Origin of the sequence: Pseudorhizobium halotolerans, assembly GCF_902153235.2 — a bacterium.
Lineage (GTDB): Bacteria > Pseudomonadota > Alphaproteobacteria > Rhizobiales > Rhizobiaceae > Neorhizobium > Neorhizobium flavum.
In genome coordinates, this window is sequence record NZ_CABFWE030000016.1 from 121337 (window position 1) to 136870 (window position 15534).

General features: G+C 62.7%; 13 protein-coding genes. 2 read left to right on the forward strand and 11 right to left on the reverse strand.

The annotated features are described in order from the left end of the window. Positions 1-107 precede the first annotated feature (107 nt). Together mnmA and FN060_RS20865 are read right to left on the reverse strand one after the other, a co-directional pair. Entirely contained in the window at positions 108-1304 is a 1197-nt protein-coding gene (gene mnmA / locus FN060_RS20860) for a tRNA 2-thiouridine(34) synthase MnmA (RefSeq protein ID WP_142589878.1), read from the reverse strand. Positions 1305-1440: 136 nt separating this feature from the next. Next, positions 1441-2568, reverse strand: a complete 1128-nt coding sequence (locus FN060_RS20865) for a mechanosensitive ion channel family protein (protein WP_142589879.1) — start codon at positions 2566-2568, stop codon at positions 1441-1443. A gap of 99 nt (positions 2569-2667) precedes the next feature. On the opposite strand from FN060_RS20865, the gene FN060_RS20870 reads away from it, so the two are divergent. Beyond that, a complete protein-coding gene (locus FN060_RS20870) occupies positions 2668-3087 on the forward strand; it encodes a DUF1810 domain-containing protein (RefSeq protein WP_142589880.1) in 420 nt (139 codons plus the stop codon). A gap of 2 nt (positions 3088-3089) precedes the next feature. Here the strand turns inward: FN060_RS20870 and FN060_RS20875 are convergent, their stop codons facing one another. Then, positions 3090-4097, reverse strand: a complete 1008-nt coding sequence (locus FN060_RS20875; protein ID WP_142589881.1) for a TIM44-like domain-containing protein — start codon at positions 4095-4097, stop codon at positions 3090-3092. Between the two features lie 170 nt (positions 4098-4267). Between FN060_RS20875 and FN060_RS20880 the strand changes: the two genes are divergently transcribed. After that, the gene (locus FN060_RS20880; protein ID WP_142589882.1) at positions 4268-4717 is read left to right on the forward strand and encodes a DUF305 domain-containing protein; all 450 of its coding nucleotides are present in this window, start codon (positions 4268-4270) and stop codon (positions 4715-4717) included. A gap of 59 nt (positions 4718-4776) precedes the next feature. Here the strand turns inward: FN060_RS20880 and serA are convergent, their stop codons facing one another. The 8 genes from serA to pal form a co-directional block, all read right to left on the reverse strand. After that, a complete protein-coding gene (gene serA / locus FN060_RS20885) occupies positions 4777-6372 on the reverse strand; it encodes a phosphoglycerate dehydrogenase (RefSeq protein ID WP_142589883.1) in 1596 nt (531 codons plus the stop codon). A gap of 80 nt (positions 6373-6452) precedes the next feature. Further along, the gene (locus FN060_RS20890) at positions 6453-7634 is read right to left on the reverse strand and encodes a phosphoserine transaminase (protein ID WP_142589884.1); all 1182 of its coding nucleotides are present in this window, start codon (positions 7632-7634) and stop codon (positions 6453-6455) included. A gap of 187 nt (positions 7635-7821) precedes the next feature. Continuing rightward, positions 7822-8667 carry an outer membrane protein gene (locus FN060_RS20895; protein ID WP_142589885.1) on the reverse strand — a complete coding sequence of 282 codons (846 nt, stop codon included), beginning with the start codon at positions 8665-8667 and terminating at the stop codon, positions 7822-7824. Positions 8668-8843: 176 nt separating this feature from the next. Then, positions 8844-10199 carry a phosphoglucosamine mutase gene (gene glmM, locus FN060_RS20900; protein WP_142589886.1) on the reverse strand — a complete coding sequence of 452 codons (1356 nt, stop codon included), beginning with the start codon at positions 10197-10199 and terminating at the stop codon, positions 8844-8846. A 212-nt stretch (positions 10200-10411) separates the two neighbouring features. Next, positions 10412-12346, reverse strand: coding sequence for an ATP-dependent zinc metalloprotease FtsH (gene ftsH, locus FN060_RS20905; RefSeq protein WP_052639161.1), 1935 nt, complete (start codon positions 12344-12346; stop codon positions 10412-10414). Between the two features lie 99 nt (positions 12347-12445). Then, on the reverse strand, positions 12446-13780 hold the full coding sequence (tilS, locus tag FN060_RS20910) for a tRNA lysidine(34) synthetase TilS (protein ID WP_183949970.1): 1335 nt from the start codon (positions 13778-13780) through the stop codon (positions 12446-12448). 8 nt (positions 13781-13788) lie between these two features. Beyond that, entirely contained in the window at positions 13789-14763 is a 975-nt protein-coding gene (gene ybgF / locus FN060_RS20915) for a tol-pal system protein YbgF (RefSeq protein ID WP_142589888.1), read from the reverse strand. A 176-nt stretch (positions 14764-14939) separates the two neighbouring features. Next, a complete protein-coding gene (gene pal, locus FN060_RS20920; protein WP_052639200.1) occupies positions 14940-15476 on the reverse strand; it encodes a peptidoglycan-associated lipoprotein Pal in 537 nt (178 codons plus the stop codon). Positions 15477-15534 lie beyond the last annotated feature (58 nt).

Below are 15534 nucleotides of genomic sequence, written 5' to 3' on the forward strand. Positions count from 1 at the left end.
CGTGCTGAAAAGGCGGCTCCGTTCGGATGTGCGGCTTATAAGACCGGTGCGATGGAAGTGTCAAGCACGGTCTTTCGCGTTTTTGCCACGAGGAACGATCCGTGGCCTCAGGCAGCTACGGGCTCTGCAAGCAGCGCCTTGAGCGAAGCCTCGGCATCCGGCGCACGTTCCGAGCGCTCGATGAAGCCACCGCCCCAGACGCGCGCATCTGCGCCTTGCGCGGAATAGAGAACGCAGGCCTGTCCCGGCGCGACGCCAGCCTCCCCTTCGAGGAGATCGACATAGATGCCGCTCTCGTCACTGTGGAGCACGACAGGGGTGGGCGGACGGCTGGAGCGCACCTTGGCGAAGCAGGGAAAGCCGTTGGCGGCGTCTTCCGCCAGCGTGCCATCGCCCAGCCAGTTGACGTCGCGCAGGTAGACGCGGCGAGTATCCAGCGCTTCCTTGGGGCCGACGATGACGCGGCGGCCGCGGGCATCGAGGTAGACGACGTAGAGCGGTTCGCCGGTCGCGACCCCGATGCCGCGCCGCTGGCCGATCGTGTAGTGGAGTATGCCTTCATGCTGCCCGAGCACGCGTCCGTCCATGTGGACGATATCGCCTCCCAGCGCTGCGTTCGGCCGCACCTTGTTGATGACGTCCGTGTAGCGGCCCTGCGGCACGAAACAGATGTCCTGGCTGTCCGCCTTCTGGGCAACGACGAGCCCCATCTCCTCGGCAAGCGCCCTCACCTGCGCCTTCGACATGCCGCCGAGCGGGAAGCGCAGGTAGTCGATCTGCTCCTGGGTAGTGGCGAACAGGAACCAGCTCTGGTCGCGGTCGGCGTCGATCGGCCGGTAGAGGGCACGGCGCTTCGGGTTGCTCTGCGACGGATTTGGCTTGGAGCGGATATAGTGACCGGTGGCCAGTGCGTCCGCCCCGAGCTCCTTCGCCGTAGCCAGCAGATCGGCGAACTTGACCGTCTGGTTGCAGGCGACGCAGGGGATCGGCGTTTCGCCCATGGCATAGGCTTCGGCGAAGGGATTGATCACCGCGTCACGGAAGCGCTTCTCGTAGTCGAGCACGTAGTGGGGAATGCCGAGGGTCTCGGAGACCCGACGCGCGTCATCGATGTCCTGGCCGGCACAGCAGGAGCCGGCGCGGTGGACGGCAGCACCATGATCATAGAGCTGCAACGTAATGCCGAGCACGTCATAGCCCTGTCGCTTCAGAAGACCGGCGACCACCGAGGAATCGACGCCGCCAGACATGGCGACCACGACGCGCGTATCTTCCGGCCTCTTGTCGAAATCCAACGTATTCACGGAACTCTCTCACTCGGTCGCTCGCCTGCGGCAATCGCGGCAAGCAGCAGAACAGGCTCGGAGGGATTGTCCGTCGCGGCCCGGATCGCCCGGATATAGAAAGGATTGCCCCTCCACGCAAGGTCGCACGGCTTGATCAGGATTGCAGCGACCGGGCCCCTGCCCCATCCACCACAGCGGCATCGGCGCCGGAACCGGCTACTCCCTCCGCCCGCACCTTCGGCAGCCCCGACGGGTAATTGCGCTGGATAAAATCGATCAGCTTCTCGCGCACCTCGCAGCGCAGGTCGAAGGCCCTGCCCGCATCGGCGGCCGACACGAGGATGCGCACTTCCATCACGTTCTCCCGGAAGTCGGTAACGGCGATGTTCACCACCTGCCCGTCCCACAGCCTGGAACCTCTTGCAATCTCCTCGACCTTTCGCCGGATCTCGTCCACAGGGACGCTGTAGTCGAGATAGATCATCACGGTGCCGATCAGCGCGGCTCCCTCGCGGGTCCAGTTCTGGAAGGGCTTTTCGATGAAGTAGCCGAGCGGCAGGATCAGCCGCCGCCAGTCCCACAGGCGAACCACGACATAGGTGGAGGTGATTTCCTCGACCTTGCCCCACTCCCCCTCCACCAGCAGCGCATCGTCGATGCGGATCGGCTGGGTGATGGCGAGCTGAATGCCGGCGAACAGGTTCTTCAGGACGGGCTGGAGGGCGAGACCGAGAACGATACCCGCAACACCCGCGGAGGCGAGCAGGCTGACGCCATACTGGCGGGCCGCGGGGAAGGTCATGATCACGGCCGACAGGGTGAGCGCGATAATCAGCGTTGCCGCGACCCGCTCCAGGATCCGGGACTGCGTCACATGCTTGCGCGCAAGCAGGTTGTCTTCAGCGTCAAGCTTGAACCGGCGAAGATAGACCGTGGTCCAGATGTGCAGCGTCGTCCGCGCCATCCAGCCGACGACGACGATGAAGCAGAGAAGGAGGATATGGCGGAGGGTGCTTTCACCTTCATTGCTGAGTGGCGCGATCACCACGCCGAGCGAGAGCGTCCAGGTGAGGATCGCGAGCCGCAGCGGACGCTTCGTCCGCTGCACAAGAGAGCGCCAGAAAAGGTCGCGATTCTCCGTAAGCCGAGTGAGGATCCGGGAAATGATCTTGTGAAGGAGCCATCCTGCGCCGAAGCTCGCGATGAGGATCAAGACGCTGAGGATGGGATCCGGCAGCCAGCGGATGATGGCGTGGATATACTGTTCCAGACGTGCTTCCATGCCCCTAGGTTAGGGTGCATCGCAGCAGAGAAAAGATCGGTCGCCACAATTTCACATGTGCGGCACACTTGCGGCAGGCAGAGAAACGAGGAGAAGGCGGTGAGCGACCCATTCAACCTGCAACGCTTCATCGACGCGCAAAGCAGCGTCTATGGCCAGGTAACGACCGAACTGAGGAATGGCGGCAAGCGGTCGCATTGGATGTGGTTCATCTTCCCGCAGGTGCAGGGGCTGGGATCATCTCCCATGGCGCAGCGCTATGCCATCGCGTCACGTTCAGAGGCGGAAGCCTATCTGGAGCACCCCGTGCTCGGTCCGCGGCTGCTCGAATGCACACGGCTGATGCTGGATCATTCAGACCGGAGTGCCAACGAGATCCTCGGCTCCCCCGACGACATGAAGTTCAGGAGTTCGATGACGCTCTTTGCCGCCATCAGCGAAAAGGGCTCGCCATTCGAGCGAGCCCTCCATTCTTTCTACGATGGTGAAGAGGATCCCCTCACCCTCGCCCGCCTCTGATCTCAGGCAGCGTTCTGGATCGCCGAAAGCTGCCAGTCCTGGGCAGGCTTCCGCACGAAGGTCCAGACCTCGACAGTCTCCGTGGCGTTATCCGGATCACCCTGAACGACAGCTCCGGTATCCCGGTCGCGCATGACCTCGATACTGGAATAGCGCATGGCGACAGTCGCATATTCCTGACCGTTTTCACGCCAGGCTTCCGAGAGGTCCCCCTGCAGCAGCGTCACCTCGCGCACGTCGTTCTTGAGCCCGCTGGTGGCATTCTCCCCCAGTTCCTCGGCCAGGTAGGACATGGCCTCGGGCGTGGTGATGGCGCGGAGGGCCGCATAGTCTTCCGCCGCATATGCCGCCTGGACCTGCTTCAGCAGCTTCTCGAACTGATCGAGGTCGCGGTTGGTGACGCCGATCTCGTCCGTCGCGTCGGATGCCTGGCGAACGGCTTGAGACGCAGACGCACCTGCCCCGCCCGCAAGACCGCCGATCTTCGGAATCTGAAAGCCGCGACCCTCGCCCTGTGGGGACTGGTAGGCATGACCGTGGCCGGCAGTGGAGGGACCACCGGCAGGCTGCTGGCGCCGTGCGAAGAACCGCATGGCGAGCATCACCAGGCCGCCGATCAGCGCGATCTGCAGCAGCATCCCGAGGAAGCCGGCCGCGCCGCCGAAGCCGGAGCCCATCAACATGCCGAACAGTCCGCCAAGGAAGAGGCCACCGAGCAGGCCGCCGGCGAGACCACCGAACAGCCCGCGATTCTGAGGCGCATTCTGCGGGCGCGCGGCGTTCGGCGTCGTCGCATTCTGCTGCGGACGCGGCGCCATGGTCCGATCCACCGGTGCGGCCTGATTGGGCGCAGTCCGGGTCACCGGAGGCGCACTGAACGTGCGAGTTCCACGGCTGCCAAAGCCGCCGCCACGTCGGGCCTCTGCGAAGTCGACGGCAACCAGTGAAACCGCCATCGCGATCGTCGCGATCGCGAAGACGTGCCTGAAGCGGCGGATGGATGAAAGCATTCTTGTCTCCTCTCGATCCGCAACGTGCGGACATTGTCCGGCATATAGCGACCCCGCCTCCGGAATATAAGTCCTCTGGCTATACATACACGCCGGACTTCGCCACGCCCGTACGGGAACCAGCGCGTCCTTGCCGCCGTTCCAAGTGCAGCAAGGAAAGGAGTCCCGCCATGTCCTATATTCGCTTCCTGACGATGGTGACCGTCTCCACCGCCATCATGTTCGGGCTGATGTACCTGAACGTCTTCAGCTTCGATCATGTCTTCTTCAGCGAAACGCGGCTGTTCATGGCGCTGATCATGGGATCTGTCATGGCCGTTGTCATGCTCACCTTCATGTTGAACATGTATACCAACATGGCTGCGAACCTCGCGATATATGCTGGCGCCGCCATCCTGTTTGCTGGCTCGCTCTATCTGGTCCGCAGCCAGCAAACGGTTGGAGACGTGGCCTGGATGAAGGCGATGATCCCGCACCATTCGATCGCCATCCTCACGAGCGAACGGGCGACCATCACCGATCCGCGAGCGCGGAAACTCGCCGACGAGATCATCGACGCCCAACGCAGAGAGATCGACGAAATGAAGGGGATCATCAGCGACCTTGAGAAAGGCGGCTAACGGAAAAGCCCGGTCGGATCTCTCCGGCCGGGCTTCCGCACTGGTCCTTGGGAGGACGATCAGTCGACGTTGAATACGAGGGACTTGGCCTGGCGGATCGCCGGATTGGCGGTCAGCTTGTCGAGCACCTCCTGCTTCACCGGCTCATCAACGTAGAGAAGCGCGATCGCGTCGCCGCCTTGCTTATCGCGGCCGAGCTGGAAGTTGGCGATGTTCACGCCGCCTTCCCCGAGCGTCGTACCCATGAATCCGATCATGCCGGGCACGTCGGTGTTGGAGATGTAGATCATGTTGGCGCCGACGTCGGCGTCCATGTTGATGCCCTTGATCTGGATGAAGCGCGGCTTGCCGTCGGAGAACACGGTGCCTGCGATCGAGCGCGTCTGGTTCTCCGTCGTCACCGTCAGCTTGATGTAGCCGTCATAGACGCCGGTCTTGTCGCGCTTGACCTCCGACAGCACGATGCCCTTTTCTTTCACCATGATTGGAGCCGAGACCATGTTGACGTCCGACACCTGGTTGCGGATGAGGCCGGCCAGAAGGGCGCTGGTGAGCGCCTTGGTGTTCATCTCGGCCGTCGAGCCATCGTAGAGGATCTCGATTTCCTTGATCGCGCTTTCCGTCACCTGCCCGACGAAGGCGCCAAGCACGTCGGCAAGCCGGATGAAGGGCTTCAGGATCGGCGCTTCTTCCGCAGTGATCGACGGCATGTTGATGGCGTTCGAAACGGCTCCCTTAACGAGATAGTCCGACATCTGCTCGGCCACCTGCAGCGCGACGTTCTCCTGGGCTTCGGTCGTGGACGCGCCGAGATGCGGCGTGCAGACGACGTTCGGCAGGCCGAAAAGCGGGCTCTCCGTGGCAGGCTCAACCTCGAAGACATCGAAGCCGGCACCGGCGACGTGGCCCGACTTGATGGCTTCCGCCAGTGCGGCCTCATCGACGAGCCCGCCGCGGGCGCAGTTGATGATCCGCACGCCGGGCTTCGTCTTGGCAAGCGCTTCCTTCGACAGGATGCCGCGCGTCTTGTCGGTCATCGGCACGTGCAAAGTGATGAAGTCTGCCTTGGCGAGCAACTCATCGAGCTCGACCTTCGTCACGCCCATTTCCTCCGCGCGCTCGGCGGAGAGGAAAGGATCATAGGCAATGACATGCATGCCTAGGCCGATCGCCTTCCTGCAGACGATTCCGCCGATATTGCCGGCACCGATGACGCCGAGCGTCTTGCCGGTAATCTCGACGCCCATGAACTTCGACTTCTCCCACTTGCCTGCCTGCGTGGAGGCATCGGCGGCTGGAATCTGCCGGGCAACGGCAAACATCAGCGCAATGGCGTGCTCGGCCGTGGTGATCGAATTGCCGAACGGCGTGTTCATCACGATGATGCCGCGTTTCGAAGCTGCCGGAATGTCGACGTTGTCGACGCCAATGCCGGCGCGGCCGATCACCTTGAGGTTGGTGGCGGCGGCGATCAGCTTCTCCGTCGCCTTGGTTGCGGAGCGGATAGCAAGTCCGTCGTAGTTGCCGATGATTTCGGCAAGCTTTTCCTTGTCCTTGCCGAGTTTCGGCCGGAAATCGACTTCGACGCCGCGGTCGCGGAAGATCTGGACTGCGGTTTCCGAAAGTTCGTCGGATACGAGAACGCGAGGTGCCATTGTTGGGCTCCTTGAAAGAGGTTCAGTCTCTGGATCGGGATGAGCCGATCCCGCTTGTGCGGGATCGGAAGCACGTCAGGTCAGGCTGCGGACTTGTTCAGCGCCGCCTTCTGGGTCTGGTAAGCCCATGTGAGCCACGGCATCAGGGCTTCCATATCCGCCGTCTCGATCGTGGCGCCGGCCCAGATACGAAGACCGGATGGCGCGTCGCGATAGGCGCCGATATCGAGGGCCACGCCCTCTTTCTCCAGCAGCGAGACGATGCCCTTGGCGAAAGCCGCCTGTGCATCGGCATCGAGTGCCGTGATCTCGGGATCGACGATCTTGAGGCACACCGACGTATTGGAACGGGTCTCGTCCTTGACGGCGAGATTGGCGATCCAGTCGTTCTTGGCCACGAAGTCGAAGATCACTTTCGCATTGGCATCGGCGCGCGCGATCAGCGCCTTCAGCCCGCCAAGGGACTTCGCCCAGTTGAGGGCATCGAGATAATCCTCGACGCAGAGCATCGACGGCGTATTGATCGTCTCGCCAACGAAAATGCCCTCGATCAGCTTGCCGCCTTTGGTCATGCGGAAGATCTTCGGCAGCGGCCAGGCCGGAACGTAGCTTTCAAGCCGCTCGACGGCGCGCGGCGACAGGATCAGCATGCCGTGGCCGCCCTCCCCGCCCAGAACCTTCTGCCAGGAGAAAGTGACTACGTCGAGCTTGGAGAAGTCCATGTCCTGCGCGAAGGCCGCGGACGTGGCGTCGCAAATGGTCAGGCCCTTGCGGTCCGCCGGAATGAAGTCGGCATTCGGAACGCGAACGCCTGAGGTGGTGCCATTCCAGGTGAAGACGACATCGCGGTCGAAATCGACTTCCGCGAGGTTAGGCAGCAGACCGTAGTCGGCCTCGAACTTGCGCACGTCCTTAAGCTTCAGCTGCTTGACAACGTCCGTCACCCAGCCGGCACCGAAGCTTTCCCAAGACAACATGTCGACGCCGCGCTCGCCGAGCAGCGACCAGAGCGCCATTTCCACGGCGCCGGTATCGGAGGCCGGGACGATGCCGATGCGGTAGTCCGCCGGCACGTTGAGAATTTCACGGGTAAGATCGATGGCCTGCTTCAGCTTCGCCTTGCCGATCTTGGCGCGGTGCGAGCGACCGAGCGGAGCATCGGAGAGGGCTTCGAGCGACCAGCCAGGGCGCTTCGAGCAAGGACCAGAGGAAAAATGGGTATCGTTCGGACGTACGTCCGGCTTTTGTGCGAGATCCGCCATATGGCTATCCTTCCAGATAGAAAGCCTCTCGTTGGGGAGAGGTGTCCCGCCGCCGTGGGTATTCCTCGATCGAGTCGTAGTCAAGGGAAGAAATGTCGCGGGAGGTGATTCCGGTGGTGCGACGGACATGACGAAGGGCCGCGCGGGAAATTCCGCACGGCCCTTCGTCATCGAATAGATGAGCGTCTCACTTGTAAACGATCGGCTCCGGCGCCGGTTCATAGGCAACCGGGGTGTCGCAGCCGCCGAAGACATAGCGGGCGCCCACGCGAGCCTCATGGCTGTAGAAGCCCTTGTCGTAGCCCGGGCCGCCTCTGTCGAGGTAGCCGAACATGTCGCCGCCCGCGATGTGGCGGAAGCGGTAACCGACGTCAGCCTTGAGGGCACAGGTGATGTCGACCGTAGCGCCCGCCATCAGGGCGTAGGTGAAGCGCCAGCTCTTCTCGCCGTCGTGATCACCGCCGTAGCATCCGGGCTGATAGGGATCGTCGCAGATGCGGTTCTTCAACTTGCCCCATTTGACATAGGTGCCGCCGATGCCAGCGCCGACATAAGGCGTGACATAACCGTATGTGCCGAGATCGACATAGGCGTTCGCCATCAGCGAGTAGGCGTGCATGTAGGATCTGTCGGTGGACGAGCAGGCAACGAAGGGATTTCCTGCCCCGTCACCGCAAACCCCGCTCGTGCTGCCGCGGAAATCCGCCGAGGTCAGGTAGTCGAAGGTCACGTCCGTACGCAGGTAGCTGTTGATCTGGTAGCCGACGCCACCGCCGATCAGGAAGCTGTCCTTCAGGGAAGCGGTGTCGAAGTCGTTGAGAAACTCGTTCGAGCCCTGATAGTATTTGGCCCCACGAATCTTGTTGAACGAATAGCCGACATCTCCCCGGAGATACCAGCCACTGGCTTCCTGGACGGTGATCTCAGGCGCGTCCATGAACGGCATCGGTTCGGCAGGTTGGTAAAGGTCGGCGGAGTGGGCAAAACTCGCCGTCAGCAACAGCGCAGCCGCGCCGGGCAGACACCATTTCATAGCTTCATCTCCAAGCTAGCATCGTCATTGCCGGCGACGCCATAACCAAAGGGTTGATCCGTGATGGATAATGAAGAGGAAAGGTAAAGACCCGCTTAACTATATCGCTTTACCAAGAATCAAATAGAAAAAGCCGGCGCTGTGGCCGGCCTTTCATTCCAGGGATAGCTGCCAACTCAGGCAGCCGCCGCCCGTACATTGGCTATGACGCCGACCAGTTCATTGACGATCCGTTCGATCTGACTGCGGTCGTCGCCCTCCGCCATGACGCGGATCAACGGTTCGGTGCCGGATGGCCGGATCACGAGCCGCCCCTTGCCTGCGAGCTCTGCTTCGGCATCGGCAATCGCCTGCTGGACGATCATGTCTTCCAGAGGCTTGCCGCCTCCGAAGCGGACATTCTTCAGCAGTTGCGGCACGGGCTCGAAGCGGCGGCAGAGTTCGCTGACCGGCAGCCCCGTCCGCTTCACGCGAGCGAGAATCTGCAGAGCGGCCACCAATCCGTCGCCAGTCGTGCCGAAATCGGACAGCACGATGTGCCCGGACTGCTCGCCGCCGAGGTTGAAGTTGTGCGCACGCATGTGCTCGACGACATAGCGGTCGCCAACCTTCGTACGCGCCAGCCCGAGTCCCTTGGAGGTGAGGTAGCGCTCCAGCCCGAGGTTCGACATGACCGTTGCGACAATCCCGCCGCCCTGGAGACGATCCTCGGCCAGCCAGCTTTCGGCGATGACTGCCATCAGCTGGTCCCCGTCGACCACCTCGCCCAGTTCGTCGACGATGATGACGCGGTCGGCGTCACCATCGAGCGCGATGCCGATGTCGGCGCGAACCTCGTGGACCTTCCTCTGCAGCGCGCCGGGGCTCGTGGAGCCGCACTCAAGATTGATGTTCTGGCCGTCCGGCTCGTCGCCCATGGTCACCACGTCAGCACCGAGTTCCCAGAGGACGGCGGGCGCCACCTTGTAGGCGGCACCGTTCGCACAGTCTATGGCGACCCTGAGCCCCTGCAGCGTGGCATCGCGCGGCAGGGTCCGCTTCGCATGCTCGACGTAACGGTCATGGACTCCATCGACGCGCTTCGCGCGACCGATGTCGCCGGCCTTTGCGAGCTGCCCGGAAATGTCCTGCTCGATCAGATCCTCGATCTGCATCTCGAGCTCGTCCGAAAGCTTGTAGCCGTCCGGACCGAAGAGCTTGATGCCGTTGTCCTGGTAAGGATTGTGCGAGGCGGAGATCATCACGCCGACATCGGCGCGCAGCGATCGGGTCAGCATCGCGACTGCAGGTGTCGGGATTGGCCCGAGGATGAAGGCGTCGAGGCCAGCGGCGGTAAAGCCTGCGACCATGGCGTTCTCGAGCATGTAGCCCGAAAGCCTGGTGTCCTTGCCGATCACCACGCGGTGCCGATGGCTGCCATTGCGGAAGATCTTCCCGACGGCGATCCCGACGCGCATCGCCAGGTCCGGGGTCATCGGAAATGCGTTGGAATGCCCTCGGATTCCGTCGGTGCCAAAATAGCGGCGTGTCATGCATGCTCCTTCGTGCCGCGCCTCCATGGCGCGCTTCGCGGCATCTGCCGCGGCCAAACGGGCTCATCCGTCCCTCAGGGGCTGCGGTCATGCCATATTTCACAGGTCCTGACACGTAAAATAGCGTCAAAGACCATTACATCCCGTTACCAACAGAAAAGAGCCGCCCAAAGGGACGGCTCTTTCCGGAGTTGATCTCGATGACCCGATAACTAGTGGGGCTGCGGCTCCATTCCGCCTTCGGCTTCGCCGCCCTTGGGCTCGTCCTTCTTGGTCCCGGCAGTCGGGACAGCGGATCCGCGGGCTGGCGGAGCGTCGTCGCCGAGATCCCGGCTGGGCTTCTGCCCCTTGATCAGCGCCTTGATCTCGTCGCCAGAGAGGGTCTCGTATTCGAGCAGCCCCTCGGCAATCGCGACGAACTCGTCATGATGGTCCGTGAGGATTCGACGGGCCTCGTTATAGGCCTCGTCGATCAGGCGCCGAACCTCGACATCGATCTTCTGTGCCGTTGCCTCGGAGACATTCTTCGACTGTGACACGGAGTGGCCGAGGAAGACCTCCTGCTGGTTCTCACCATAGGCGACCTGGCCGAGCACGTCGGAGAATCCCCACTGCGTGACCATCGCCCGTGCCAGCTTGGTGGCCTGCTCGATGTCGGAGGACGCGCCGGACGTGATGTTCTCCTTGCCGAAGGTAAGCTCCTCGGCAACGCGTCCGCCCATCATGATGACCAGACGTGAGACCATCCACTTGTAGCTCATGGAATAGCGGTCGCCTTCCGGCAACTGCATGACCATGCCGAGAGCCCGGCCGCGCGGGATGATCGTCGCCTTGTGCAGGGGATCCGCGACGGGCACCCGGAGCGCGGTGATGGCGTGACCTGCTTCATGATAGGCGGTGAGCTTCTTCTCCGCCTCGGTCATGGCCGAGGAACGGCGCTCCGCGCCCATCATGATCTTGTCCTTGGCGTCCTCGAATTCCTGCATGGTGACGAGCCGCTTGTTGCGACGCGCCGCCATCAGGGCTGCTTCGTTGACAAGGTTCATCAGGTCCGCACCGGAGAAACCGGGCGTACCGCGAGCAAGCACCTTGAGGTCGACATTTGGCGCCAGCGGCACGTTACGGACGTGAACCTTGAGGATACGCTCGCGCCCGACGATGTCCGGGTTCGGCACCACGACCTGGCGGTCGAAACGGCCGGGACGCAGCAGCGCGGGATCAAGGACGTCCGGACGGTTGGTGGCAGCGATCAGGATGATGCCCTCGTTCGCCTCGAAGCCGTCCATCTCGACGAGCAACTGGTTCAAGGTCTGCTCGCGCTCATCATTGCCGCCGCCGAGGCCGGCGCCACGATGGCGGCCAACGGCGTCGATTTCGTCGATGAAGATGATGCAGGGGGCGTTCTTCTTGGCCTGCTCGAACATGTCACGGACACGGCTCGCGCCAACGCCGACGAACATCTCCACGAAATCCGAACCGGAAATGGTGAAGAACGGCACATTGGCCTCGCCGGCAACGGAGCGGGCGAGCAAGGTCTTGCCGGTACCGGGAGGACCAACCAGTAGAACGCCGCGGGGAATGCGGCCGCCGAGACGCTGGAACTTCTGCGGGTCACGCAGGAACTCAACGATTTCTTCGAGGTCCTGCTTGGCCTCGTCGACACCAGCGACGTCGTCAAAGGTCACGCGTCCATGCGCTTCCGTCAGCAGCTTCGCCTTCGACTTGCCGAACCCCATGGCGCCGCGCGAGCCGCCCTGCATTTGTCGCATGAAGAACAGCCAGACGCCGAGGATCAGCAGCATCGGCAGGAGCGTTCCGAGATAGCTCAGGAAACCCGAGGAGCCGTCGCTCTCCGGCCGCGCGACGATGGTGACGTTCTTCGACTGGAGGCGCTCCATCAGCGAGTCGTCGATCACCGGAGAATAGGTCTGGAAGCCGGCGCCGTTCTCGACATAGGTCCCCATGACGCGATTGCCCGTCACCACGACCTCGCGAACGCGGCCACTCTCCACATCACTGAGGAACTGCGAATACGCGATCTCCCGAGAGCTCGTCTGTGACGGCGCCGTCTGGAACATGCTGAACAACGCGATCAGCAGAAGCGCTATGATCGCCCAGAGGGCGAAATTGCGAAAGTTTGGGTTCATCGAACTCCCCGGAAATGAGAGGTGGCCTGAAAGCCGCCTGTGCTTGCGGCTAACATAGGGGTGCACCTAGCCCTTGCCAAGGCAAAGCGGCTGGACTGGTTATCTTTTCCGAACCGAATCCTCGATGGGAACGGGCGCGAAGTCGTCGCATCCCATCAGCTTTGCAAAAGCGCCCGCGACACTAAGGTCGAACTGAGGCAAAAAGCGGTCGAATGGTGCAAGCAGCGGCCTACAGAAGAAACCTTCCGTCGCCGTACCCCCGGAACCTTCGACAGGCTCGGGAGGCAAAACCCCCGCTGCCCGCAGTGCCACCGATGGAGGGGCCTCCTCGAACAGCCCTGCGGCGCCTTTGGGGTTCCTCGTCGGAACCAGCGACAGCGGCTCATCACCGCGATTTGTCACCCGGAAGCGGCCGTCCCAGATGGCTGCCTCGCCGGCATTCAGCGTGAGCGAGGGAAGATTGCGGTTTTCCCGGCAAAGATAAAGGCCGGACCTGCGGCGGTCGATCAGCACCCGTCCTGCGGTCATCTTCCAGGGCGTGTCGAGCCGGCATGCGTCAACCAGCTTGCCGAGGGTGAGACCCGCCGGTCCCTGCTCCCGTCCGCCAAGAATGGCAATCGACGTTGACAGGGCATAACGCAGAACGACCGGGTCCGCCGAAAGCCCCTCGACGGGTACCTGCATCAGGACCGAGTGCTGGACATTGGCGTAGGCTGAAAGCCATTCGGCCGCAGAGTCGGCGATGTCCTGGCGTCGACGTGAGACGGCATCGATCTGGTCGAGCAGGACCGCTGGCTTCTCCGCCAGTGCAAGCCGCGTGCGGACCCGCTCAGAACGGGGGTCGGCGTTGGAAGGATCCTCGAGCCAGTCCTGGTCAAATCTATCCAGAACCATACGGATGTCTTCCCGCCGCGTCCGAAGGAACGGCCGCAACAGCCAGTGGCGGCGACGGAGAAGCACTGCCTCAGCCATACCGGCGAGTCCGGGGGCATCGGGTTCGCTCGCCCGGGCCGCCCGCATCGTCACCGTCTCGATCTGATCATCAAGCGTGTGGCCGGTGAGGATAGCGGTTGCCCGAACCTCATCCGCCGCTTCGCAGAGCAGGCGATAGCGCGCCTCGCGGGCCGCGGCCGCAACACCGGTTGCGGGCTTGTCTCCGAGCCACGTCTTCGTCACATGCGGGATGCCAAGTCCCTGGCAGATGCGGCTCACCTCAGCGGCCTCCAGCGCCGATGCCGCCCTCAGGCCGTGGTCGACTGTAACCGCAAGCAGCGTGATGCCTTCATGTGGATGGCGGACCAGGGAGAGCAGGAGACCGAGTGAATCGCTCCCGCCGGACACGGCGACGAGGAGCCGGGCCGGCCTTGCCAGTCGCGCCAGCAGGCTGCGGATGGCTTCGTTAGGCGAAATGGGTGGCTGGGTTCCGGTTTGCACGGCCGCGATCAGCAGCCGAGACGCTTCTGCTCGGAAGAAACCTTGGAAAGGACGGCGCGAGGGGCCTTGGGATAGCGCTTCGTCACTTCCCGCAGGGTGGCACAGGCCGTCTCGCTATTGTCGAGGGCAGCAAGGGACATGCCGAGCTTCAACAGCATTTCTGGGGCCTTCGCTGATGTGCCGTAGGTCTGGTGGGCGTTCAGGAAGGTCTGTGCCGACTCGTTGTACTTGCCCTGCGAATACTGCGCCTCACCCAGCCAGAAGCTCGCATCTGCCGAGCGGGAGCCTTCCGGGAAACTGGCGAGATACTGCGTGAATTCCTGCTCCGCCAGTGCATAGTCACCGGAGAGAATGTGATTGTAGGCAACCTGGTAGACATCGCTCTCGCTCCCGAGCGACGCGGTCTGCTGGGGATCCTGCGCCTGCGGCAGGCCGGGTCCCGCGTCGACATCGGGGAGGCCAGCCGAATTGTCTGCCTCGTTACGAGTGACCGTCTTCGGGTTGCCGCTCTGGTCGAACTCGATCGAGCCGAGAACCGTTTCGCCGGGAGCGGCCCCGGATGGTTCCGTCGCCGGCGGGGTCTCGATGATACGCGCTACGTCGTCAGCTGGCGGCTCAGGGACGGCTGTCCCCTGGCCTGAAGCGGCGACGGCCGGTTTCCCGGCCGCTCCGTTTTCGCTTTTCTCGAGCTCCTGGAAGCGGAACTCATTGTCTTCCTGCGTCTTTCGCATTTGCTCCTGCATCTGCAGCAACTGGAAGCTCATTTCCTCGATCCGGCCATTCAACTGCCGGATCTGTTCCTCCAGCTGCTGGACGCGGATGGATGCATCGCCGCTCTGCGCAAGAACCATGGGCTGTTCCGAGTCATCCGGTTGCTGCGGGGCCTGTCTTCCCCCCGGCAGAAGTTCGGGCAATGAGAATGCCCCGGCAGGGCCGCCCGCCACCATCAGCCCCAGCATTGCTGCCAAGACAAGTTTCTTCATATCGTCCGTCCTGCTTTGATCTGCGCCCCTTTGGCGCGAGTGGAGATTTTGTCAATCCGCGCCAAAATGCAACTGAACTCTCAACCTTAATTGGAGCGAAGTTCGGCCAAACTATGAAAAAGCGAAAAGGCGGCCACCTGGACCGCCTTCACGAAATCGTTGGTCGTCGCGGACGACTACATTCCGGCGCCGCCGAGGACGGTTACTGCCCGGCGATTCTGCGACCAGCAGGAAATGTCGTCGCAAACCGCAACCGGCTTTTCCTTGCCGTAGGAGATCGTGCGCATCCGGTTGGCCGGAACGCCGCGGGAGGCAAGATATTCCTTCGTGGCGGCGGCACGGCGCGCGCCGAGCGCCAGGTTGTATTCGCGCGTTCCGCGTTCGTCGGCATGGCCTTCGACCGTAATCGCGTAGTTCGGGTAGCGCTGCAGCCACTGTGCCTGCCGGTCAAGCGTCTGCTGCGCATCGGCACGGATGGAGGTGGAGTCAGTATCGAAGAAGATCCGGTCACCGACATTGACGGTGAAGTCCTGGCTGGAGCCTGGCGTTGCGGCACCGGCGGCACCACCGAGGCCGAGATCCCCCGCATTGTTCGGAAGGTTCTTCTTGTTGGCACAGCCGGCAAGCGCGAGTGCCAGCGTCAGGGCAATGACGGCCGGGTTGCGAGCGAGTGTCTGCATGCGGCTCATCGCCGGGGTAACGGTGCGGCTCATAGCCGGTCTCTCCTTAGATCAACGTATCAGAGTTGCTGAACTCTAACTGGTCTCGGTT